Genomic DNA, 23858 nt, shown 5'->3' with positions numbered 1-23858 from the left:
CATTGATATACAGTGAATTGTTTTTTTACAAAGCGATTGATTTGGCTATTTGGTTGAAATATGCAAACACTCGCTTCTGTGTTTCATAATCAATATTTGACTCGCTCATAATTAGCGCTATATCATCTTCGCCTAATTTATAAGCAGAGAAAATCAAAGCATCAATCTCAGCTTCGAGCTCGCTAGTATCCATATTATCTCGTTTGCCTGATAAAACGGCATTGACTATAGACTCAATCCTTGCTTCCTTCTTTGTGCTCACAATCGGCAGAGGTAGTTGTTCAATTTTATATTTCTTCCATCGAGTAGTCCCCATACCTGAAGTAGTCGTTACGCGTTCGAAGTACCAGCCACCAGCAATAGAGTTTAGCACCGCCAATGTGTATTTCAACGACTTTCCTAGCATCATGAATAGAGTTGCTTCAATATAATGAGCACTATCGTCATAAGTAAATTTAGCGCTATCGGACAATTCACCCCAGATAATTTTAGGTTTTTCAAATTCAGATAAGAAAGCACAATTCCTAAGGTTAGTCCAATGATTTCCTTTATCAAATCTTGTTTTAATAGTATCAGGAAATGCTGAAAAGTATTCAAAAAGTGGTGGATAATCTCTTTCCACCATAACAGCTGGGATACCATCCCTTTTCACTCCATTGTGAGTATTTATTAGCCAATATCCGTTTTGTGTGTAACTGTAACGTTTTAGGTCACGCCCTCTAAGCGTAGGTTTGAAGACTCCTGCTGTCTTAGGGTCAGCTTGTATGAGCCGTTGCCGGGTGGTGTTATCAATTACGAACGCAAGATTATAACCAGTAGTCACTCCTCGGTATATTTTCAAAGGCAAGTCAGCAATCTTGGTACCATTACATTCCATATGCTTCTTGATTCGCTCGGCAGAAGCATTGCTCACAGACCATCCCTCCTCGGATAGCTCTGTAAGAACGAAACTGTTGGTTTCAACATATTGTGCTAGCGATGACCCAACCTTATACTCTTTGTCAATAGTTACTGCGCGCAATGAAAACTGACAAGGAGCGTGTCTTGCGAGTAAGATGTTAGTTTCTACCGTTGCACTATCGAATAGCTGGGTATCAGCAAAGTTCAAGAGCGCAACGGGGTCGGTGTCGTGAGTCAATAGTTGGCGCAATGACTTCCCATATTGAGTTTGCAGCCAAGAATTTGATGTTATATAAGCTAGTATACCGCCGGGACGTAAGTATGTCCGTGCTAGCTCGTAAAAGAGACAATAAATGTCTCCAGTACGCTCAAAAGTCTTATAACCTTGAGATGCATAGAAAGGAGCCGCTTCCTTTAGCTTGGAAAGCTGGATGTAAGGTGGATTACCAATAACTACATCAAAGCCTCCACGTTCGAAGACTTCATGAAAGTATAAGTGCCACAAGAAATATGGGCGCTCAGCACTGTCTTGCAGCTTATCGAGTCGTTGCTCAGTTTCCTTAAGACGAGCCACTGTTATTTGAGCCTTCTCAATGGCTCTTGTCTGGCGAGCACGAGCAGTCTCCTTTTTGGTACGCTGTGCTCCTGAATCGTTGTTATCGAAACGCACACCAGCAAGCTTTCCTTCTACCTCGTTCAGCTCCTTTCTCGCGTCATTAAGCTGTAATTCGACATTGTAGTGCAAGTGCTCATGAACAAGAAGCTCAATTTGCTTGCGTAACTGGCGCTTGCGTGGAGCATCTCCCACTAAGAAATAATCCTTCAGCAAATTTTCGAGGGCAACTCGCTGAAGTTGTTCCTTTTCTCCGATGGGCTGAAACAACCCCATCTGCTGCCCTTGCACGGGCGATTCGTCCTGACTATCTGGCTTTAGATGGTCCAGCTTAATACCATCGAAAGATTCGAGTAAAGAGTTGCCCTGCATGATTTTGTAATCAAGATTCGGCAACGGGTGTGGCTGTTCTTCATCAACCACCAACGCTAACCAAAAGCGCAAGCGAGCAATGTCTACAGCCCCTTTGTCGAGGTCTACCCCATGAATAGTGTGCTGAATAATATGCTTCTTGACTGCTACAGGGTCAAAAGCAGCGCTAGTGTTGAGATGCGGGTAGAGATACCTACGTGCTGTAAAAATCTCGTGGAGCATTCCCATTGGAAAGGCGCCTGAACCGATTGCAGGGTCACAAATCGTAACGTCTCGCAAAAGTTTGTCTGTCCTGCCGGCATACGTGCGGATTTTGTCTTCCACTTTCTGCTGACGTACTAATGCAGCAACGTCAGTTCGCGTTACCCCTTCAGGTCCAAGATGCGTACAGAGGTACTCCACCAAGGATTCCTGACACATATACTGAACGATTTCACGCGGTGTATAAAAGGCACCGTTCTTCTCCCTGTTCTCTTCGAGTAGATTTTCGAAGATATGCCCTAACATTTCTGGGTCGATTCCTACCTCATGGTCGTCAGGGCGATTCTCATCGATAGTAAAATTGTATTGGGCGAAGAAGTCGAGCAGCTCAGCGAAATACTTCGCCGGAAAATCAAGGTTAGCAGCAGCCGGCTCATCATTATCGAATAAACCACCATTCAGGTAGGGTACCTTGCAAGCCTGACGCATTCCCCCAACTTGAAAGCGGAAGTTTTCCCTATTTGGATTATTTAACGTTCGAAAGAATAATTCGGTCAGCGCTTGGCTATGGAAGTGTTCTTTATCGGGATATCGCTCAAATAAGGAAAGTAAGAATGTTTGGTCTCCACCCTCCCACTTCGATGCTGCATTAGGACAACCTAACCAGCCCTTTCTCTGCAAAAAGTGGAGGAATACTAGCCGTCCTAGAAGCTTCTTTGTAAAGTCTCGTATTGGCTTTTCCTGTTTTAATTTTTCTGCTGATTTATCGGGTACCGCTACACCCGGCAAGAATACTTCCCGATGATTTTGAGCTAGAAATTGCCAAAATCTTTCATAATACTCCTTGTATTTCCCAAAGAACTCCTTATTCAGTTTTTCGACTGAAAATGCCTCTCGAACGTGCTCTAACGTGGCAGTTGGTTTCTGTAGAGATAGCCATTCTAGGCGCTTAGCGGCTGTCGTACACGCCTCTTGCTTTCCGAGCACATAAGTAAAGCGCTTCGGATGAGTAGTTGTAGATATCACATCCCCAGTAGCATCATCAAAAGCACTTTGTCGTGTTAGAAAGCTGAAACGATAATTTGGCTGCTCGGGGTCGTGATAGAAAGCCAGCACCCCATTGGCTTGCTCCCCATCGATAAGCCCGAAGGTGAGTCCGCGCAGTCCGACGCGGTTACGAGCAATGTTCATAACACCGGGTTGTAACTCTACCTCTACTATAGCTAATCGCGTAGCTTCACCGAAGAGGTTTGACCCACCTAGTTGTACTACACCCAATTGGCGCTTGGCAGCTACCCGGTCGCTGTAATGAGCCTCTACACCCAATTCAATTGCTACTGGGAACCAACGCACTTGCTCGCGCCCGAATACGTAGGGCAGCAATTCATCTTGCCAAGTTTTTGAAGTAAAAGGTTGGCGAAGCTGCTCTTTTAATTCTACGGTAGTCATATTCAATAACGAGATTTGGGGTTCTTTCAGAAGTTCATAAAGAGCAAGCTTTCAGCATTGTTCCTTAATGAATGCTCGCAAAAAAGGCGAAGTCAATGGGTTACGCGATGAAGGATTCCGAAATAATGATATCAGGCTCAGTATCGATATCCGGTAATACATCTTCGGTTTCCTTATGGTGCGGGTTAGTTGCCGCCACTGCGTCCGTAGACAGCGCATACTTACCAAGAATAGCTAGTAAAGCATGTATCAGGGCTGTTGGTACTAGTCTGGTCGTCTTATGGCTTTGGTGCAGCTTATTGATGTCGCGCTGCAATCCAACATATTGCCCACGCACAATTGCACCCTTGGCGGCACGCAACAGCTGCTGTTCCCCCGCATCAAGAAAGGGTAAGCTTAGGCACGCATCCAAAAAGGCAAGTGCGCGCTTTTCCTGTGGAGGCAACTTGGTTGTCACTGCCTGCGGACGCGACGCCTCCCGCTGCACTTGGCGGGAGAACTCGGTGGTAGCGGCTCTCACTTGCCCATGATGGTGCTCTGGCAGTCCAAAAGCAGGCTCATCCGGCAATGCCTCGAACTTCGTTACCGCCTCTAAAAAGGACATCTCTTCCAACGCCCCATCAGGGTGGCTAGCATAAAAAATGTCGCGATGCGCGTTTCTAAGATACGTCAGCGTGGTACCCGGGTCTGGGGAAGGCAGCCCTTTACGGGCTGTGCGGGCACGCAGGGGTAAAGAACGAATGCGCCGAAACAACTCAGGGTCCTCGTCCCGTAGCTTTCGCAGGAGCATGAGGTAATCTAACCGTTTGTCGCGTTCGTCTTCTAGTTTCTTGTCGAAGAGCCCGAACGTCCCGGTTTCCTCGTCGGGCGAATACACTTCACTGTCCTCGCCCAACGCTTCGTGGAACGCTTGTAGCTTCATGAATGCTTTGTGTTCCAACTCAATGTTAGAGTTGACTTGCGCTGTCGGGAAGAAGTTAAATACAAAGACTTGTGGGGCTTCGGAGCCGATTCTATTGACGCGCCCAATGCGCTGCATCAACCGCGTAGAGTTCCAAGGGGTATCATAGTTGAGGATGACATTCGAGCGGTGTAGGTTGATGCCCTCCGCGAGCACCTCCGTAGCGATGATGATGTCGTAGTCATCCTTCTTAACGCCCGTGAAATTGGCGTCAAAGTTCTCACGCACCACCGGCATCATTGCTGCCCGGTTCGTACTGTCCACCACCAATACGCGTCGTTTGGAATGCTTTGCCAGCTCTTGATGCAAGTAACTCGTCGTGTCTTTGGCTTCGGAAAAAATGACCAGCTTCTGCTTGTAATTGCGTGCTGGGTCGAACAATTCGGGTTCCAGCCGCTGAAGGAACTCGTCTAGCTTGGGGTCTTGGCTGTCTACTGCATCCCATCCCTGCATCAACCTTTCAAGGATAATAAGGTCAGCTTTTAGCCCTTCCAAAAATTTGGGCAAGAATTCGTCTGGGGTACAAATCTCAATGCTTGGGTCCGTGAGTTGCAGGTCGAGCATAAGGGCTTCAAGTTCATCCTCCTGACCTGCCATTACATATTCCGTTATCGACAGCTTCGGAGCGATGTAAATTTTACCTTGTTCGAACATCTTGACCATTGCGCCGGTCGCATCGCAGAAGCGCCGCAACGAAATGCGGAATGCATGAAAGCTACTGTCAATGCGCTTCACCAGCAACACCCGCATTATCTGCGCCAAGGATAGCGAAATCCTGTCGGCGTAGCGGTACTTACTCTTTTTGGGTTCAGTCAGGTGTTGAATCGCTCGGTAGCGATTATAGGTAAGCTCACGCGTCAAAGCGTGCATGGTCTCGTCAAACAGTTGCTCCAATGCTGGGGGCAACTGGTAGAGAATTTTATCGGGCTTGCCAACGTGGGGAAACCGAATACCCTGCTCCTCTAAATCCTGTTTGTAAAGTTCATGAACTTTCAGGTCAGTACGAGTGCGGCGTACAATAATGGGCTCCAACACCTTGTCGCGAATGTCGGCGTAGATGCGCTTGACTTCTGAGCGCACTATTGAAGTGCTTTTTTGCTTTTTTAGCTTGTCGTACGCGTCGATGTGCTGGCGGAAGAAATGCTGCAAATTGGCAACCTCCAAAGTGGAGTCCTTAGCATCCTGAAATAGATATACTTGGTTAGCAATATCCTGCGGACGATTGTTGAGCGGCGTCGCTGAGATTAAGATTACTCGCTTACGGTCTTTCTGCCCGTTTGGCAGCACTCGGCGGGTAGGGGTCTTACACAGCCGTTGCAGGTCACCGTACATTTCTGCCGTGTCATTGCGAAACTTGTGTGCTTCATCTACAATAATTAAGTCGTAGTCCTCTGCAGCGTGCGGGAGCTTATGAAGGCTTCCATTCGTTATCACATCATAGTGACCAATGTGCGCGAGGCTGAACTTCTTGATTGCCTCCTTCCAGTTGGTTTCCAACGCGGGCGGCGTAATGATGAGGGCTCGCCCAATGTATTCCGTCGTGCGCAGGTGCACCAGATAACGCCGCGCTATCAGGGTACCCACGATGGTTTTCCCAAGTCCGACTACGTCCGCGAGGAAGAAGCCATAGTGCTTCATCATTTTTCGGTAGCCATCGTTCACCGCGTCCACTTGATACTTTAACCGCTTGAAGCCGGTCGGGAGGTCTGATGCTGAGCTAGGGTCATAATCTACAGCCTTGCCGAAATACTGCATTAGCAGTTTGATGAACAATTCGTAGGGCGTCAATGGTGTGTCCGGGTCGCCGAGGTATGTTTTCTTGCGGACTGTGGTTGCGATGTCTGCCGGAAGAATATCAATGGATTGTTGCCAAAGCTCTTCGAAGGTGGATGTTGCGAATGCAACATCGTCGTAATCCTTCAACTCGACATTGAACTCGAAGTTATGCTCTAAGCCAGAGGCACTCAAGTTGCTCGACCCCGTAATGACTGACCCCGAATTGTGCTTGTTGAACACCTCGGGACGGAAGATGTAAATCTTGGAATGCAACCGCTGGCTTGGGTGAGCTTTCACCTTGATTTGCCCTGACGCTACCCGGTCTACAAACCATATAATTCCATCCTCCACCTGCTTACTATATTCAGCTTTCTGGATATCGTCGGCGAAGGTTTTTAGTGCTGCTTTACGCGCTTCATCGCTACGACCAATAAACTGAAGCCCTTGCTGATGCGCATGCTGAATTAAAGGGTCAACATTGATACCAACCAATATTCGAATCTCTGGCACCTTGGTCAACCACTCTTGTAAACGGAAGTATCCCGAAGCACGGAAGTATCCTACAAGAGCATCAAACGCATGTACTGTGGTGTATTGGAACACACCCTCGAACTTCGAGAGGAGGGTATTCCCATTGGAGTTGGTAAAGAACTTGGTGCTCATTAAAGCTTGTCAGACCGCGTTGGAATTGTTGAGCAAGCTACGGGTTCTATTAAAGAACCCAAAGAGAAAGGAGCACCCGAGTGTCTTTTAATGCGACACATAGATAAGCAAGGGTACGTCGCTAAACACTGCCTTTCTACCGTTGCTAAAACTCCTTCAGAGCACGTTCTAACCCCACTGCCTCTCGGTGTAGCCACTCAAGGTGGTGGCGATTACACCATAAAGTTGGCATGGGATAGGGCGTCTCATCCTGAGAGTGCGCCACCAAAGATGCGGTGAGCAGTACACTGAAAACAGTGTTGCCCATTCCACCCTCACTGGCATAACTAGAAATGGAAAGCCCGGTCCATAGACCGGGCTTTGATGGTTTAGAGCGGAAAATCAGGACCTCCCACCCTGTTCCTCATACTTACCGCAGGCGTTGCTTGCCAAGTCATTCAGTGGTAAGTTCGTGTCGCAACTTCCCGAGGATAAGGACGAGCACGCCAGCGTCCTATTGGAGTCCTTGCCCGCCGAGGTTACTGCTCCGGCGCAGGGCATCTAATGTAATGGCTGATGCACCATTGTCCTTGTAACTCTTACTTTTCTCTTTCCCCTTCTCTTTATATGCCTGTTACCTGTTATCTACTTGGAGCCACTTGGGACGATGCATCACCTAAAAACCAACTTCCACGCTTCATTGAAAATGAAATTTGGGAGAACGGACATGAAGATAAGTTCGCCAGTCTAGTTGAAGAAATCCCCGTGGGTGCCACGGTGTTCGCAAAAGCCTTTTATTATCATCAAGGATTGAAAAAGCAAGTGCTGGACATAAGGGCACGTGGTGAAGTCACTGCCAACCCTAAAGATGGCACCCATTTGTCGGTAACATGGGACTCTAGTTTCGTCCCTTACAAGCTCACCGATGAAGAACTACCCGGTATTGGAGGACCCTATTGGGATACCATTGCCAGAGTCACTGAGCCTACGCACTTAGCGCGACTGCTTAACGGCACATTGCCACCGCGTAAAAAGGATACAGCACCCTTATCTTTTCCCCGAAATCAAATTCTCTATGGTCCGCCCGGTACAGGCAAAACCTATCACACCACTGCTCGCGCTGTAGCCCTGTTGGAAGGAGTAAGTGATGATGAACTAGCAATACAGTATCCACCGGAAAGCCGCGCTGAATTGCGCCAAAAGTTTGAGGATTACCGGGCGGCAGGGCGTATTGCTTTCGTTACTTTCCACCAAGCATTTACCTATGAGGATTTTGTAGAAGGAATAAAGCCGCTCCCTCCTACTCCAGTTGCCGAATCAGATGTTTCCTCCGTAACGGCGGCGGTGCAGTACGATGTGCAACCGGGCATATTCCGCCGCATCTGTGAAAATGCTGCCACTGCCGCCAACACTACGGTTGCTCCACCGATTCCGGCATTCGGTGAGCTGTATGATGAGTTCGTGGAGCAATTACGGCACCGCATGAGTGAAACCCGTGGACCACTCACGTTCTCGTCCAAAACCGGTGAGCCAATGATACTCACCGACATTCCGGAGGATAAGCCGGGACGCCTGACGTTTCTACATGGCAACAGCGGTCAGCAAGACCACCATATCGATAAAATGTGGGTGGAAAAGCTGTACAAGCAGTACGAGTCCATTGACCAAATCAAGAAGTTAAAGCAGGACATTACCGGTGTCGTAGGCGGCTCCAACGCAACGTTGATGTGGGTCGTCTTCAATGAATTAAAGAAGTACGAAGCCCAATGGTTAGCGCAGGCGCGTGAGCAGGAGCGCATGAAGCTGGTGGACGCTACGCCCACACCTTTCGTGCTTATTATCGATGAAATCAACCGGGGAAATGTTGCGAACATATTTGGCGAACTCATCACACTTCTCGAAGACGATAAACGAGCTGGACGCGCCGAAGCAGTAACAGTACAGTTACCCTACTCGAAGAAACCATTCACCGTCCCCGACAACTTGTACGTTCTGGGAACGATGAACACCGCCGACCGTAGTGTAGAAGCGCTAGATACCGCCTTACGCCGAAGATTCAGCTTTACGGAAATGCTGCCTAACCCCAAGTTGCTGCCTGCCGACATAGAGGGCGTGAACTTGCAAGAAATGCTCACCGCCATCAATGCACGGTTAGAGCAACTGCTCGACCACGACCACTGCATCGGTCATGCCCTGCTCATGCGCGTGACCACGCTCGACGGGTTGCGGGAAGCATTCCGGCGCAACATTTTGCCTTTGCTTCAAGAGTACTTCTTTGGCGACTGGGGTAAGATTGGCTTAGTAATCGGTAATGCATTCATCTACTCAGTGAGTAAGAAGCAGAACGCGACGGGCTACAAGCTGATGTCATTCGATAAGTACAACACGGGGGAGCTAAATGAGAAGTCCGTATACAAGCTCACCGACGTGCTGAAGCTAGAAGCCAAGGCGTTCCAAGACATCTACGCGTAGTCCTCCTTAGCTATGCCCAAGATTATGCAGGTGTTGGAGCACAGCACCCTTCGCATCGGCGCGGAGCAACAGGGAGTGACATTCGAAAAGCGGCATTGGAAACAACTCTTCCGCTACCACGACGAGCATGCTGCGCACCGCTACTACGACATGCGCCATGACGGAGTGCGTTTCCGCAGTTACGTGGGCGTCATCCAAGCCGGTGACCTGACCATCGAGATTCTGCCCAAGGTGGACGACTTGGATGAAAACTCGGATGCGCCTTTGCAGAAATGGCGCGACATTTTGCTGCGGATGCTGCGCGAATCAGGCACACTACGGATGGACTCGCTCAGCAATGCCATGCTACGTGAGAAGGAGAACAGTCTGCTCGATATCTACCTCGACCTGTTCCTCAATGAGGTGGAAGCCTTATTGCACCGGGGACTGGTGAAGCGCTACCGCCACACCGAAGGGCAGCAAATGGCTTTGCGTGGGGCTATTCAATTCGGTGCGCACATTGCCCGAAACTTGGTGCATCAAGAGCGGTTTTACACCCGTCACCAGACCTACGACCACCAGCACCTGCATAATCAGCTCATCCGTCAAGCCCTGCTCTTTCTGCCCCGGCTGACGAGCTCCTCCACCCTGCGGGGGCGTACAGCGCGGGCGCTGTTGCAATGGTCGGATACGCCCACCATCAAGGTTACGGCGGCAACCTTTGCCCGGCTCGTGTTTGACCGCAAAACCGAAGCCTACCGCCCCGCGCTGGTCATCGCCCGGTTGCTGCTGCTAAATCACCGCCCAGACTTAAACGGCGGTACCAACGATTTGGTAGCACTGCTGTTCAATATGAACCAGCTCTGGGAACGGTATCTACTGCGCACGTTACAGCGTATTGGTGAACCGTTGGGTTGGAAAGTGCAAAAACCCAGCTATAAGGTTTTCTGGGAAGCTACGACTGGCTCAACCAGCCAAATGCAGCCAGACATACTGGTCACTATACCCGGTAAAGGCAATATCGTTCTTGATGCCAAGTGGAAGCGCCCACAAGGGCGTCCCGCCGAAGCCGACTTGCGCCAGCTTTACGCTTACGCTCACCACTACAACGCAAAGCTCACGGCGCTGCTCTACCCTTACTCGGCAAGCGAACAAGCAGTCCAAGGCACATTTAAGCATCCAGACCACCTACCGACGTGCGTGGAGGAAGAGTTGGTACAATGCAGTACAATGTTCGTGCAGGTAGGGAGCGGGCAATTGCCAGCTGGCACCGATGACCTCGATAATGAAGGTTACTTGCGCACTTCTCTGTTAGAGGCTTTTTAAGAGTATGGACAATGCCTACCCTCTAAAAGTCTTTCGACTTACACCATGGTAACTTGGCTTCTCTTACATATATTCTTACTCACAACATGGACCCTTTTCAGAACTCGCTTTACCATTTTGAAGAATTTAACGAGCAAATATTTGCTCAGTATGACCCACAAGGCTTACAGAATCTTTCGCAAGTGAAGCGAGGTCATGGTGACTTAGATAGTTTACTCCACGATGTACTTAGGAAAAAGACACCCATTCATCCTCTGCCTTACTCGCTATTTAAGCTACAGGATGAAATGAATTGCATCACAAGAGATATCAAATATATCACCGGGGTACTATTCTATCTGAGACCTTATATTATTGACACCGACGAAACCAACGGTAGGTATAATCAGAATTTAGCAGATAGACGCTATTTGATGTACGCAAATTTTGGGCTTCAATCCATTTATAATTTCTGGGATAGAATCGGGGATATGCTACACCTCTATTTTGAAACTGGTTTACCAGTAGGGAATGTTTATTTAGGTCGTGTCTTAAATAACATAAAACCAAAAGATAAACTCAATCAATATTTTATCGATTTAGAAAGCTTATATGATAACGAGCTTAAAGGGTTCATTGATGAAAGAAATAACACAGTTCATCACTATCAATTAGAGTCTCAATTCTATTGGGGTGCTATTGAACAACACCAAAATTTATCAGAAAAAAGTAGACTAAATGCAGATAAACATGCATTTCCTGAAAAATTTAAGCATCATCTAGAATTATGTTTTAAAGGATTTGAACTTGCTCTACTATTACTTGACACACTACCCGATGACCCAAATATTCCAGTACAACCATATCATTCATCATAACTCTCATTATTCACACATTTATTGTTTTCAATAAACCTAGCAATGAGCGCTGATTCTAACGGATTTTCATATTATCCTTCATTGTCTACTATGAAGAGATATGCTGGCAAAAATAACATTATAATATACTGCATAAATTCTGATGGATGTGGCTCTGCTGCCATATATGACAACAATGTTATAGCTATTGAATCCGAAATTCGCATTTTAAAATCAGAGGTATCATATATCCAAGGAGCAGGGTATGCTCCTTCAAAAAAGCATGATTTAGATGCTATTCTGAAAGCATTGAAATATTTTAAAATAAACAAACTTTTAGAATAATTACTCGTTGCTACATGCTATTGAGATAAATTATAATATGCTCGCCGGTACGACGATGGCAAGTGTTTTTTAACAGATACGCTGAAATAAAGATACATCAATGCAGCGCAGGCTTGCAGTGTATCTGCACTTAAGTATCCAACCACTTACACAGGCACTCCCTTTTTTGCCCCACCCCTGCTGCATCCTTGAGCAGGGGTCAGGAGTTCGATTACGTGTTGCAAGCCCACAGAGGCGCGAGTTGCTGAGGAAGCAGGTATCTACTTAAGTCCATTCAACATGAAGAAAGAATTGCATACTTCTGGCGACGGGTTTACAACCCTCATGTACGCAGAAGTTCCCCCCGCAGAGCTGCTCACACCCTGCAAGATGCTCGCTAATAACTAGACATTGTGAGATTGAAGCCGAACATTATACCTCGGCAGCGTCTACCCTTGCCCGCTTGTTTTGCCCCCACCCATTCATCCGTTAAGGGTTAGACTCAGCTATGCTTTATATAGGCTGCGGCGCTTTATTACTGCTTTTTAGCTACTTGCTCTACCGTCAAATTACGGTCGCAAACCGCCGTCGCGAATTGACCACAAGGCTGCGCATGCGCTTGGAAGAAATCAAGCAAGCGGAAAGCGCCTTCAACTCCCAAACCCATGACGCAGCCGGCTACTTTGCCCAGTACACACTGCGGACATGGAAGCAGCGATACGACCAGCTCTTCGCGGACATAAACGGGGTTCCGTACCAAGCCACTGATTTGTCCTCTTTGGAGAAAGCTACCATTCAGTCTTTCCTAGACTATCATCAGCGCGGGGAAGAATTACGATTGGCGTACAACACCGCCTTCATTCCTGCAGAACTAGAGCGTTTTGACCACCTGTTCAGCCACATCGAAGGCAGGAGCTTGGATGTGCAGCAGCGAACCGCTATCGTCAGCGACGAAGACAACAGCTTGGTGGTTGCTGGCGCAGGCTCGGGCAAAACAACCACCATTGTGGGTAAGGTGAAATACGTGCTGGAGCGCTACCGCACGTCTCCGGACAACATCCTGCTCATCTCCTTCACTAATAAGTCTGCCAGCACTCTAGCCGAGCGTATCGGCATTGAAGGCATGAAGCCGAAAACATTCCACAAGTTCGGCAAGGACATCATCTGCGCTGTGGACGGCAGACAGCCTTCTCTCTACGACGAGCAGCAATTTGGCTCTTTTATCACCTCTGTCTTTCAGCAGCTCGCCAAGGACCCTGCGTACGCCAAAAAGGTCACCACCTACTTCCTTCGGTATCTCAAACCGGTAAAGGCTTGGGGAGATTTCCCCGACCAAGGCGCGTATATCCAGCACCTGAAGGACAATAACTTCCGCTCCTATAAAAGCATTGAGCGGTCAGTTAATGGCAAGGTAACATACAAACAGGAGGTGGTCAAGAGCGTAGAGGAATGTAGAATCGCCAACTTCCTGCTTTTCCACGGAGTCGAGTACCAATACGAAGCCCCCTACGAGCATGCCACTGCCTCGTCCCAACATGCTCAGTGGAAACCCGACTTTACTATTCAGCAAGACGATAAGACCGTCTACTTGGAACACTTCGGTGTAGACCGCGAGGGCAATGTGCCGCACTTTTTTGCCAAGAAAGGGCAATCGGTGGCAGAAGCAGGGGCGCGTTACCGCAGCAAGATGGAATGGGCGCGGCAGACTAGTCAGGCGCACGGCACCACGCTAGTAGAGTCGTACAGCTATGAAATGGACGAGAATGTGCTGTTCGTCAATCTGCGCGACAACCTGACCCAACAGGGCATTGTACTGCATCTCAAAACACCAATTGAGATGTGGAATATCATTTCGGACGCGGCAGCGGACGAAGTCACCAGCTTCACTTCGCTGTTGCAGACCTTCATTACTCTAATGAAGTCTAATGACTTCTCCATTGAGGATATCCGGCGGCAAAACGCCCACATCTCCGATGAACCCCAGCAGCAGCGCAACCTGCGGTTTGTAGAACTGGTTGCGCCTATCTACGAGCGTTACCAACAAGAGCTAGCGAAACGGCAAGAACTGGATTTCAGCGACCTCATTAACCGGGCTACCGAGCACATCAAATCAGGTAAGTATCGACAGGCATTCGACTACATTATCATCGATGAGTTTCAGGATATTTCCCAAAGCCGGTACCGCCTAATACAGGCACTCAAGAATCAAAACCCGCATTGCAAGCTCTTCTGTGTAGGCGACGACTGGCAGTCGATTTATCGCTTTGCCGGTAGTGACATGTCTTTATTCAAACACTTCCCACGTTACTTTGGTCATACCGTCAAGTCCAAAATCGAAACTACGTATCGGTTTCACGAGCCGTTGATTCAGCATTCTAGCACATTCATCACCCAGAATCCCAATCAGGTACAAAAGACTTTAAAAAGCGGCAGCACCGGGAAGAGCACCGATTACCGAATCGTATACAATCCGTCGGAGGAACAAGACAACACCGGGGTGTTGCAACAGATACTGGATGAGTTGATAGTCAACGTACCGGGCATTGACCAGAAAGAGCTTTTGCTTCTGGGTCGCTATTCCTTTGACCTGAAGCGCATCAAGAATACTAACCGGACTTTTACCGTTGATTCATCTGGTGCGCTCTCATATGCCTACCAAGACGAACAAGGCAATCGTGCTACCCTGCACCTGCAGTTTCTTACAGTTCATAAGTCGAAGGGGCTCGAAGCGGACATCGTTATCCTGCTCAACTGTAACTCAGGAAAGCTCGGTTTCCCTTCCGAGATGTCCGACGACCCAGTACTGGGCTTGGTGCTGAGTGAGGCGGACCAGTTTGAAAATGGCGAAGAGCGCCGGCTGTTTTACGTCGCGCTAACCCGCGCAAAGGAACAGGTCATCCTCGTAACCGACTCGGCGTTCAAGTCCAAGTTCATCACCGAATTAGAAGCCAAAATAGAGAACGTAGCACTCAAAAAATGTCCCGTTTGTATAAGTGCTGATATGGTGAAGCGCAGCGGAACGAGCAATGGCAAGCAGTGGGCGTTTTATGGCTGCTCGAACTACGCTTATGGCTGCGAGTATAGAGAGTGGATACGATAGCGCACTTTACATTTGAAGCTATGGATTTATCTCTCGACCAGTTCAATACGCTCGATTTCGAAGCGCAGATTGTTGCGGTCTGGGACCAAGGCAGATTCATCGCCACGCGCTACGAGGAAGAGGATACAGTAGGGCTATATTATATGCGTGGCGGCTTCTTTGTCGAGTTATTCTATAATAGTGACGCAAACCACATTGTTGACCGCACCCGCCCCTTTCTAAGCCACGACAGGGATAGTTTGGAAGACTATGCGGTCTATGTGAATCTTGATGATTTGGGGTTGATATAGCACCTGTTTTTGGAGCGCTGGACTCCAAGGAGAATCACCTTGCCACTAGACAATTACTGCTGGCTTCTACTGCTGGCAGAACCCAGCAAACCTACCTCGTTGTCTGCGACGGAGTCATTGCGGAACAAAAGCCCTATACTTTATCAATTAATTGATTATCAGGCATGAAAAAAGCTAGACCATTGGCTCCGCCCTTTTCTATAACCTAAATACAATATTATTATTAAAATTTTTTGCTAAAAAGGAGGTGTTGAAGTACCCCCTTCGGTAACAATTGGCAAATAGTGAATGAAACGGTAATCAAAAATATCTCGAACTGGGTATGTGTTCGCCTGACTACTATGCCCTTCAAGAACAAATTGTACCCGTTTTGTTTCCGAAATTGGATGAATGAATGTTATGTATGTTTCACCATCCTCGATAGCCGCCTGAAAAGCTTGTAGGAAGTCGTCTATTGAAATCACCCCTTCATTGGGGTAGCTATTTACGAAATCGTTGAAGTTCGATATCCGAAGTACTTTTTGAGTGCCGAACATCTGTTCCAAGACTTGCTTTTCGTGATAATGGCTGCTTATGCCCTCGTTCTGAAGCTCACCGAAACCCGGCAAATCATACATGCGTTTGTCATTGCTAAACAGCAGGAAATAGTACGTATTAGTGTAATATTTCTTTTCATCATCAGATAAATGAGTGGGTCGTATTTTATCAGTCACCAATTTCCTAGGAGTATAAACTGCTACATAGTGTACGATAGGGTCAAAGCTCCATTCCTCCCAATGATTAACTGCTTTAAAGTATAACGAGTTATCATCATCAAAAGACTTATCATCGTCTATTTGAACTTTAATGGCTACCTCTGTAAAGGAGGCGCTAGTCCAGAGCTTCCATGACCGGTCACGCAGGTCAAGTACTTCTGGATACAATTCATCAACTTTCTCGACATTAGTTTTGTGTAAATAGTAGAGTGGATGCGGTGGTTTTTCGCCACTTATCGGATTTACTCGCCCTACACCCACATAATCATAAAATTCTTTACGAGCATTGAGAAAGCATCGCAATTTTTCATCAAGAACATCAGTAGAATCAGTATTATGAGTCATTATTGAGGTCGTTCAGGAATTACAAGTTTAGCAGCATTGACTAATTGCGACAATTCGGAGAGTATTCTCTTTGCCTCATCTACTGTACCACAGTAAATAGGTATTTTATCTCCACTATTCATCAATATTTGAAGCCCATGTGTATTTCGAGTATCACTCTTAGCGATACTGATAGAGGATATCGAATCAGTATTCAACAGCCTCTCTCTGAGTGGGTCGTTTTGGTCGGTTAGTCTAATGAATGACATAAATCAAACTGTCTTTACTAAGGTGTGCGTTACTACTGACATCACAATAAAACAAGAGCTGTCTTACGGAGACGACTGCTGTGATGAATTTCTATTGCTCTGGGGCATTTGAACACCGTTCGCCTCCATCAACTCCATTTTTTCTAAAAAACCATCCAGTTCAAATCCAATTTTTATAAGCTCTCGAATCAAAAGCTGCTTTAGCTTTTCGGAGTCGGCGAATAATATTGCCTTCTGCCTCCATAGTGTCGAGAAGTCTGCCTGCTTCAAGAGTTTTGCCAATCCGTCTATTGATACTGGATGGTCCCTTGTCATCTTCTCTCTCAACAGCTTCAACTGATTCTCTTCCAAGACGCTCAAAGTCTGCTCGCATTTCTGCTTCACTTGCTGCAGTATTATCTCGGAGCTGTCCTTCTTCGAGCTCAAATTCCTGTCTAATTCCGACCTCAACTTTTCGATAATATTCTGGTAGCTCTGTTCTTCGTGCAGTAAAACTGTTGATAGTTTCTTTCTCTCTTCTAATAGAATCTTCAATTTCTGTTTGCTCATTTTTATAAGCTCGTTCCAGTCGTGCTGTTTCTGCTGCAAATTCACTTTCTCGCTCCTCAAGCGTACCTCCACCTGTTCCCAGTTGTACCAAGTCTCTTGCAATTCGGTCAATCTCTGTTTGGCTACTTGGTTGGTAGTTGCTTTGTGCTGTTGCAATTTCTCCTCTTTTTCTAATATATCGTTCTTCCAGATTAAGAGTTTTTCTTCTAAGACTTTGGTCTGATTGAGCAAAGATTTCTGTCTCTCTGTCAAGAAGCTTTTCCTCTGGTCTAAGTTGTTCCGTAGCTGTTTCTGTATGTCTATTTTGAACTGCTCGCACTTCTGCTCCAACACGCGTTGCATTTCCCTCAACTCGGCTGATTTCATTAATAATCGCTGTCTGAGCGGCTCGATATTGCTCCGAACCCACACACTTTCCAATTGCTCGTAAGAGATTATTAATTTGCGCTTCTCGACAAGCGACAGATTCTTCTGACTTAAGAAGCTGTCTTTGGAATGCATCAAGAGGTGGTACTCCCTCTCCATTTCCCGAGGAAAGTTGTAGGTAATCGGTTCTTTCTTGCTCATTGTTGTACAGCCACTTAGTACGCGTAGATTGATAGAAGGAACTCTCTATTTCTTCCGGTGAATCTTTAGGCACCGTTACTTGAATAGTATCGATGCCGAGGCGCCATATTTTAATTAGTTTTTCCTTGTTGACTTTGTGAGTAGCAACAATCTCGATTAAAAGGATGGGTTTGCCCTCCTTGTTAAAAAAAGCGATATCAGGTTGAATGAGCAGGTGTCGCCCGGTAGACTCACTCATATCAAGATTCCGTCCCCATTTTACCTCCCCTGCCTCATTTTCGAAGAAAGGAAGTTCAGCTTCGACCCGAGCAGCCTCGATATTATGGGCATTACGAATGAGTCGTGGCTCGTCTTCCATATCGAAGGGAGAGTACTTGTAAAGCGAGGGGACTCGTATCTGCTTTAGACGCTGTAAGGCTTCTTTGGCAAGCTTATGCCGGTGGGTTTCATCGGAGAAGGTGCATTTACCTCTATTTTCCACGTCTGTGGCATCATGGGCGAAGTGATTCCTTCTCTGGAAACCTTTCTTAGCCTGCATTTGCCGCCCACACCCCATGCAGTAGTATCCCTTTCGACCGCTTGCAACTTCTGATATATGCTTGACACATTGCTTTATGTCGTAAGCATACACATTATTCTCATGCGAGTAACTATCCATCGGTAACGCATTTAAGGCTGTGTACTGAATGAGGGCTCATAAAAGTAGATGGTACTTAGTCCTTTCAAAGTGCCTTCACTATAAAACTAATAAAATTATCAATTATTAGTGCAGGCAAATCATGGTTCAGCCTAATAATCTGCTCAAATGACAACGAAGTGCCGTCTAACTATCAAGAAAGATTGTATTCATAAAGTCTAATATACTATTGTTTTTAGTAGACCGCTTCGAATACGTGGTCCCAATAGATTCGCTGTTTTTCGAATGACTCCCTCAGAAGTCTAATTGATAGCTATAGTACTCCTCAAAATTTGGACAGATTCAGTGGGCTACCGTCAACGCCGTGAACCCAAAACGCACCAGTCGCCGCTTCACCGCTGAGTTCAAAGCAGAAGTGGCTTTATCTGCTCTGACGGAGCGGCAGCCGTTCCGATGTAGCTGGTGCTGTTCGCTTTGTGCCAACCAGCGGGTAGAGCGTTACGGGCGGCGAAGTTGTCCTGCCGGGGCGCGTCACTTAACTACGCGCTACTCAAATGCCAAGAGAGCGAGTTGGTGATACAGCTGAGGGTGTACAGGGGCTTTGCCAGCAGGTAATCGGAGGGTTTGCTCACGTCGGCAGTGGCGCCGCTGGGGTTGCCCAGCCCTCGATGGACTCGAACCAGCCGGGCAGCAGCAGCGAAGAGTGTTTCAGCTCTGTTATAACTCATACTCGCCGCCTGTACTGGGTGAGCATGTCGGTTTTTTGAGCAGTAAAAGCCAAAAGCTGATAAGTAATGCCAATTAAAGCATCCTTTATTTTGAATAAAATTTTGTCTTTTTTTCCGTTATGAATACCCTTATTCAAAGCAAATAGCAATTGCACTGTTAAATTAAAAAGCCTACTATATTACGTTTAAAACTGATATGTAAAAATACTACTCTACATCTTTTCAAGAATACTAAGGCAGTTTTATACGCCTTTTTGCGTTTTAAACGGACACAACACCCATTGCCTGTGTTTGGATTTATCCAACTCGCTACACTAATTTTGAATCAGAATCAATCACCAACCTAGTGAAACAAAAACAATACTATCACCTCGCGCTTCCCGTGAACGTGAATCCCATTATTCAATATTGGCTAAAGGCTGATGAACAGAAAGGGACGTTCTCATTCAAAGATGTAACAATAGATACCGGACTTCTCTCATGTAGGTCAACGGTAGCATCGCTTACTACTAAGTTGAGCTGAAAGTACGTCTGGACAATCCATCCTGTAAGCATATAAGGAAGCCTATCTCCGGGCAATGTGGGCAAACTGCCCACCTTCCAGTATATTTTACTTCAGTCCAACGTCTTCCTTGCCTTTTGCAGGGCATATATGAAGAACAGGCATGATGATATACGGGCGGTCCGTACATTCCACGCAACGTTTACTGCTGGCAGAATTAATCTGGGCTAGGATAGCCTTTCAGCACTACTGCTGCTGAGTAGCGCCCTCAGCTTCGTGCGCGCTCAACCACATTTAAGGTCTTGCCAAAAGCCGCTTGAAAAAAGCAGCCGGGCTCTGCTATGCAGCTTCAAAATGGCGCTTATTTCTCACGCAGCCGTTCATCAACCTACACCATGCGCAATTGGCGGCGATAGGGTATCCCCCTCTACCAACCAACTAAAATAAAAATGGAAATGACACTAAAACCGGAGGCTATAATTAGCCAAATTAAGTTGCTAGGCGTTCCTGAATTACAGAACCTAAGAGAAATAATAAATACTGAACTAGCTAGCAGAGCAGAAGATGCTCCAGCTAAAATATTTCTTAATACTGAGAAATATTTCGACAAAAACCCGAACCGAGCCGGGGGCGGCTGGACAAAAAATGTGATTCGATTAGACAAGTCACAAAATAATGGTTATAGCATAATCGGCAATTTTAAAAAAAATAACGTTGAAGACGTATATATTGCAAACCGCCTATATTTGGACTGCGAAAATATTGGTAGCTATAATTACCCAACCCGAAATCGTATTTACAACTTATTTACAGTTACGTCAGACTCCAAAAATCCGGTTAATATTCTGGCACAAGGCAACGAAAAAGATTGGTTACGGGTAATTTGGCAAGCCGCCGAAGAATTCTGGTCTGGTCATTAAATCGGCACATAAAATATTACCCAAGAGTGCATCTTTACTCCGCACAGTAACTCTACCGTATTTTTTTTCACATGAGACACACGAAGAAAAACTACTTGACTTCAAAAGCAGCTTCTACGTTAATTAATGATATTGTATTTTGCAAAATAGATAAAAATATCCAATTCGAATTAATGGAGCGATATAATGAAAAACTGGGTAATGGAACCAAGGTGTTTATTTTATCCTACACGGTAATTCTGTTTAATACCATTACCCCCCTGTCGTTACGCCTCGATGGTAATGGCGGTCAGATGCTTGGGGGAAAACTGGCAAAGATGTTCGACATCCAACCCGGCATTTGGACCAAGGGGGTAACGTATAAGTCAGCGAGCCGAAAAATCACCCTAGCCGAGTTGCTGAGCATCCTACTAACCGAAGCAAACCAACTCCGCCACAAGTTCAGCTTGCTGGTTTCGTAATGATGACTCCACCCCGCTTCACATCTGCGACTAAGCTGTACGAATTTTTGGAACCCATCGATTTTGCGGAATTCTGGGTATGCGTAACGGACTTGACTGACTTCACGCCGATTTACCTCAAAGGTAGTTCGCTGGGCGACGTGCTCTATAAGATGGAAGTCGCCTTATCAGTTGCTAAGTTGTTGGCGCCATGCCGTTTCAGCTTGCAAACTTTGAGTAGAACCGATGCACTGGACACGCTAAGTCAGCTTGTCGCCGAAGAACGCTTCGTGAAATTGAATCTACTGATTGTATAATTTATAAACACAGGTTCGAATCGAGATATATTACATGGACCCAACCAATGAGTTTTACCACATCCCCGAAGAAGGCATTCAACGCTACGTAGCCGCGCTCAGCAACCAGACCAACGAGTTCGTAATTAGCCATTATGCCGACCGCTACACCCCGTGCGCGAATGGTAATCTTTGCCTCGACAGTAAATTTTTGAAGCTCATACTTGATGAAGTGCGCGGTGAAGAAGAATTTATCATCGACGCGACTAGATGCAACTACAAGGAAACCTACCGGTTCGAGGACATAATCGAATTTCTGCACAAGAACAGCCGCCTACGAAAATTATTAGCCCTGCTCGGCGAATAAAGTATCGAATATGGAGTTCGGCTAACAAAAGTAAAGGGACGCCTTCATTGGGCGTCCCTTTCTAGTTTAACGCTACGACGGAGGTAATAGGTGGAGATTGTCAGCAGGGTCAACACGGATACCGACATCCCCACTTTCTTCCAGTCCCTGCTTTAGTCGTTCGTAAGCAATTTTCGTTTCATTGGGACTGCGGAAGAAGTAAACGAACGGTTTTTCGGGTCTTCCCTTCGTGGTTACCTCAAACGCAAAAAGATGTCGTTGTTTGGCATCTGCGCGTTCGTTGAAATTATAGGTCTTAATCGTAGACAAAGGGAAGATACTGACCGTATCGTGACCAACTTGAACGCGAAATAAAGGTTCTGACATGATTGAAACGTTTTAAGCATTGATAAACTAAGTAGTCGTGTTTGTCCAGCAAGTTATAAACTTCCAGAAGCTTTCGAAATACCCCTTCCAGAATCAACGAACGGCGACCCGCTAAGGTCTTTACCCTATCTGCACCCCCATGTGCCCGCAAATCGGAGAAAAATAGAATCAGCTCCTAGTCTTCGCGGGGGCAAGAATGAATCTACGGAAATCTATGCGGCTGGAATGCCTTGTCGCAGCAAAAACCTCCTAAATGGTCTGTTTTGGTCTGATATACCAAGTAAGCCCACATGCTGCCCATTTCTATGGATGAGAAACTATATATGGTATTTATCATACTAATCGGGGCACATACTGCTTCGAGGCTTTAGGTTTTATATCTTTCCTTAATGCTATTCTGCAGTGTGCAGCAGAGGTGTGCAGTGGAACGCTGGTGTGTGCAGTGAAATCCGAAAAGTGTGCAGCAAAACCTCCAGTTATATTGCACACCTGCACCCGTAACCGCAGCTACTCAGCGCAGCTTTAAAACTTAATTAATTGTTTTTCAAATATTTACAGGGCATAAAAAAAGCTCCGGTAGTACCGGAGCCCTTTTCCACAACCAAAACACCTAATAAACTATTCTTTCAAATCTCTTCTGTCAACTATCAGGCCAAAGCCTTTTCGAAGACGACAGATTTTGCTGAAACAGCTGTTTAGGGTCTTCTGGTAAGAAGAGGCAACAAGCGGGCCGAAAGGTTGCAGACCGGGCAGCTAATTTTTTAGCAGCCGGCTTACCCTGCCCTGCAGCCGCTCATTTACAGATTACTGCTTGGTAACGCGGCTGACAATGCGCGAATCGTTCAGCTCCAGCATCAGCAGGCACACGCCTGCGGCGCCCGGCACTTTCACTTCGGTGCGGGTAGCGGGAGCAGGTTGGTAACGACCGGGCCGGCCACGCCGGCAAAGCCGTTGTGCACGAGGGCCATGGTGATGGGGCCGCTCAGGCCGGTAAACGAGCCGCTGGTAAAGAGCGTGTCTTTGCCGGCATTGAGCGTGAAGCTGGCGGTGCCCCGGGCCTCAGTGGCCACGGCGGGCACTTGCTGGGCGCCGGTTAGCTGAGCCCCGAACAACAGGTTTGCCCGCAGATTGCCCTTCTGGGCCCGGGCGGTACCGGGTTACAGCATGCTCAGTAACAGGCCAAACGCAGCATAAAGCAAAGGCCCTCAACATGGATAAAGCATTGAAAGTGAACCTTTTTAAGCTATACGCGGGCACCCGCAGCGCGGCTACTCCGCCAGGCGTCGCACTGGCGGGGTAGCCGCGCCGAAAACGGGCCGAAGTCGTATTTTGCGCTTTATTCAGGCATTGCCCCCACTATGGAGGCCATAACTTTTCACCTTTTCTGCCGCTGCTGCCCCCCCCATGGAAGCCCCCAACCCCGAGTTCATGCGCGAAGCCATTCGCCTTTCTATTGAGAAAATGCAGGCCGGCCACGGCGGGCCTTTCGGCGCCGTAGTGGTGCGCAACGGCGAAATCATTGCCCGCGGCTTCAACCAGGTAACCAGCACCCACGACCCCACCTGCCACGCCGAAGTAGACGCCATCCGCAAGGCCTGCGCCGTGCTGGGCACTTTCCAGCTCACCGACTGCGACCTGTACACCAGCTGCGAGCCCTGCCCCATGTGCCTGGGCGCCATTTACTGGGCCCGCCCGCGCCGCGTGTTTTATGGTAATACCAAGGAGGACGCCGCCGCCATCGGCTTCGACGACCAGTTCATTTACGAAGAGCTGGAAAAGCCCCTGGACCAGCGCCGCCTGCCCCTGCAGCCGCTGCTGCGCGATGAGGCGCTGGCCGGTTTCCAGGCTTGGGAGCAGCACGAGGCCCGCACCGATTATTGAGCACAAGCTTTTAGCT

At 47.3% G+C, this 23858-nt stretch carries 17 protein-coding genes; 11 read left to right on the top strand and 6 right to left on the bottom strand.

The window, feature by feature from the left end:
• Nucleotides 1-25: 25 nt before the first annotated feature.
• On the bottom strand, nt 26-3535 hold the full coding sequence (locus BMY67_RS16920) for an Eco57I restriction-modification methylase domain-containing protein (protein WP_092773864.1): 3510 nt from the start codon (nt 3533-3535) through the stop codon (nt 26-28).
• A 100-nt stretch (nt 3536-3635) separates the two neighbouring features.
• Entirely contained in the window at nt 3636-6935 is a 3300-nt protein-coding gene (locus BMY67_RS16915; RefSeq protein ID WP_092773861.1) for a helicase-related protein, read from the bottom strand.
• Nucleotides 6936-7541: 606 nt separating this feature from the next.
• Here BMY67_RS16915 and BMY67_RS19670 point away from each other — a divergent pair.
• The 6 genes from BMY67_RS19670 (at nt 7542) to BMY67_RS16895 (ending at nt 15241) form a co-directional block, all read left to right on the top strand.
• On the top strand, nt 7542-9386 hold the full coding sequence (locus BMY67_RS19670; protein WP_177189901.1) for an McrB family protein: 1845 nt from the start codon (nt 7542-7544) through the stop codon (nt 9384-9386).
• A gap of 12 nt (nt 9387-9398) precedes the next feature.
• Nucleotides 9399-10691: an McrC family protein gene (locus BMY67_RS16905; protein WP_092773857.1), complete on the top strand. Its 1293-nt coding sequence runs from the start codon at nt 9399-9401 to the stop codon at nt 10689-10691.
• A gap of 86 nt (nt 10692-10777) precedes the next feature.
• Complete coding sequence (locus BMY67_RS19150; RefSeq protein ID WP_143069893.1) at nt 10778-11548, top strand: Cthe_2314 family HEPN domain-containing protein; 771 nt, start codon at nt 10778-10780, stop codon at nt 11546-11548.
• Nucleotides 11549-11638: 90 nt separating this feature from the next.
• Nucleotides 11639-11872, top strand: coding sequence for a hypothetical protein (locus BMY67_RS19145; RefSeq protein ID WP_143069892.1), 234 nt, complete (start codon nt 11639-11641; stop codon nt 11870-11872).
• A gap of 487 nt (nt 11873-12359) precedes the next feature.
• On the top strand, nt 12360-14951 hold the full coding sequence (locus BMY67_RS16900; protein ID WP_092773855.1) for a UvrD-helicase domain-containing protein: 2592 nt from the start codon (nt 12360-12362) through the stop codon (nt 14949-14951).
• Between the two features lie 20 nt (nt 14952-14971).
• The gene (locus BMY67_RS16895) at nt 14972-15241 is read left to right on the top strand and encodes a hypothetical protein (protein WP_092773853.1); all 270 of its coding nucleotides are present in this window, start codon (nt 14972-14974) and stop codon (nt 15239-15241) included.
• A 236-nt stretch (nt 15242-15477) separates the two neighbouring features.
• Here BMY67_RS16895 and BMY67_RS19140 read toward each other — a convergent pair whose 3' ends face one another.
• Together BMY67_RS19140 and BMY67_RS19135 are read right to left on the bottom strand one after the other, a co-directional pair.
• Complete coding sequence (locus BMY67_RS19140; protein ID WP_143069891.1) at nt 15478-16341, bottom strand: hypothetical protein; 864 nt, start codon at nt 16339-16341, stop codon at nt 15478-15480.
• Nucleotides 16342-16749: 408 nt separating this feature from the next.
• Nucleotides 16750-18363, bottom strand: a complete 1614-nt coding sequence (locus BMY67_RS19135) for a competence protein CoiA family protein (protein WP_143069890.1) — start codon at nt 18361-18363, stop codon at nt 16750-16752.
• 1658 nt (nt 18364-20021) lie between these two features.
• Between BMY67_RS19135 and BMY67_RS19130 the strand changes: the two genes are divergently transcribed.
• From BMY67_RS19130 to BMY67_RS16870, 4 genes are all read left to right on the top strand, one after another.
• Nucleotides 20022-20492 (top strand): hypothetical protein, encoded by a 471-nt coding sequence (locus BMY67_RS19130; RefSeq protein WP_143069889.1) that lies wholly within the window; start codon nt 20022-20024, stop codon nt 20490-20492.
• A gap of 71 nt (nt 20493-20563) precedes the next feature.
• Complete coding sequence (locus BMY67_RS16880; protein ID WP_092773847.1) at nt 20564-20953, top strand: hypothetical protein; 390 nt, start codon at nt 20564-20566, stop codon at nt 20951-20953.
• A gap of 47 nt (nt 20954-21000) precedes the next feature.
• Nucleotides 21001-21249: a hypothetical protein gene (locus BMY67_RS16875; protein ID WP_177189900.1), complete on the top strand. Its 249-nt coding sequence runs from the start codon at nt 21001-21003 to the stop codon at nt 21247-21249.
• A 34-nt stretch (nt 21250-21283) separates the two neighbouring features.
• Nucleotides 21284-21595 (top strand): hypothetical protein, encoded by a 312-nt coding sequence (locus BMY67_RS16870; RefSeq protein WP_092773843.1) that lies wholly within the window; start codon nt 21284-21286, stop codon nt 21593-21595.
• A gap of 72 nt (nt 21596-21667) precedes the next feature.
• Here the strand turns inward: BMY67_RS16870 and BMY67_RS19125 are convergent, their stop codons facing one another.
• Both BMY67_RS19125 and BMY67_RS16865 read right to left on the bottom strand, forming a co-directional pair.
• A complete protein-coding gene (locus BMY67_RS19125) occupies nt 21668-21961 on the bottom strand; it encodes a hypothetical protein (RefSeq protein ID WP_143069888.1) in 294 nt (97 codons plus the stop codon).
• An 887-nt stretch (nt 21962-22848) separates the two neighbouring features.
• Nucleotides 22849-23073, bottom strand: coding sequence for a CHRD domain-containing protein (locus BMY67_RS16865; protein WP_177189899.1), 225 nt, complete (start codon nt 23071-23073; stop codon nt 22849-22851).
• A 292-nt stretch (nt 23074-23365) separates the two neighbouring features.
• Here BMY67_RS16865 and BMY67_RS16860 point away from each other — a divergent pair, with 292 nt between their 5' ends.
• A complete protein-coding gene (locus BMY67_RS16860; protein WP_092773839.1) occupies nt 23366-23842 on the top strand; it encodes a nucleoside deaminase in 477 nt (158 codons plus the stop codon).
• Nucleotides 23843-23858 lie beyond the last annotated feature (16 nt).

Source organism: Hymenobacter actinosclerus, from assembly GCF_900111515.1.
Taxonomy (GTDB): domain Bacteria; phylum Bacteroidota; class Bacteroidia; order Cytophagales; family Hymenobacteraceae; genus Hymenobacter; species Hymenobacter actinosclerus.
The sequence above is the reverse complement of the archived record's forward strand: the minus strand, read 5'-3'. Positions and strand labels throughout refer to the sequence as shown.

Bases quoted from the DNA above. Each gene is read 5' to 3' on its own strand.
- BMY67_RS19145 (WP_143069892.1), top strand. From the start codon at position 11,639: ATGAAGAGATATGCTGGCAAAAATAACATTATAATATACTGCATAAAT.
- BMY67_RS16920 (WP_092773864.1), bottom strand. From the start codon at position 3,535: ATGACTACCGTAGAATTAAAAGAGCAGCTTCGCCAACCTTTTACTTCA.
- BMY67_RS19150 (WP_143069893.1), top strand. From the start codon at position 10,778: ATGGACCCTTTTCAGAACTCGCTTTACCATTTTGAAGAATTTAACGAG.
- BMY67_RS19670 (WP_177189901.1), top strand. From the start codon at position 7,542: ATGCCTGTTACCTGTTATCTACTTGGAGCCACTTGGGACGATGCATCA.
- BMY67_RS19135 (WP_143069890.1), bottom strand. From the start codon at position 18,363: ATGGATAGTTACTCGCATGAGAATAATGTGTATGCTTACGACATAAAG.
- BMY67_RS16870 (WP_092773843.1), top strand. From the start codon at position 21,284: ATGGACCCAACCAATGAGTTTTACCACATCCCCGAAGAAGGCATTCAA.
- BMY67_RS16880 (WP_092773847.1), top strand. From the start codon at position 20,564: ATGAGACACACGAAGAAAAACTACTTGACTTCAAAAGCAGCTTCTACG.
- BMY67_RS16900 (WP_092773855.1), top strand. From the start codon at position 12,360: ATGCTTTATATAGGCTGCGGCGCTTTATTACTGCTTTTTAGCTACTTG.
- BMY67_RS19125 (WP_143069888.1), bottom strand. From the start codon at position 21,961: ATGTCAGAACCTTTATTTCGCGTTCAAGTTGGTCACGATACGGTCAGT.
- BMY67_RS16895 (WP_092773853.1), top strand. From the start codon at position 14,972: ATGGATTTATCTCTCGACCAGTTCAATACGCTCGATTTCGAAGCGCAG.
- BMY67_RS16905 (WP_092773857.1), top strand. From the start codon at position 9,399: ATGCCCAAGATTATGCAGGTGTTGGAGCACAGCACCCTTCGCATCGGC.
- BMY67_RS19140 (WP_143069891.1), bottom strand. From the start codon at position 16,341: ATGACTCATAATACTGATTCTACTGATGTTCTTGATGAAAAATTGCGA.
- BMY67_RS16915 (WP_092773861.1), bottom strand. From the start codon at position 6,935: ATGAGCACCAAGTTCTTTACCAACTCCAATGGGAATACCCTCCTCTCG.
- BMY67_RS19130 (WP_143069889.1), top strand. From the start codon at position 20,022: ATGGAAATGACACTAAAACCGGAGGCTATAATTAGCCAAATTAAGTTG.
- BMY67_RS16860 (WP_092773839.1), top strand. From the start codon at position 23,366: ATGGAAGCCCCCAACCCCGAGTTCATGCGCGAAGCCATTCGCCTTTCT.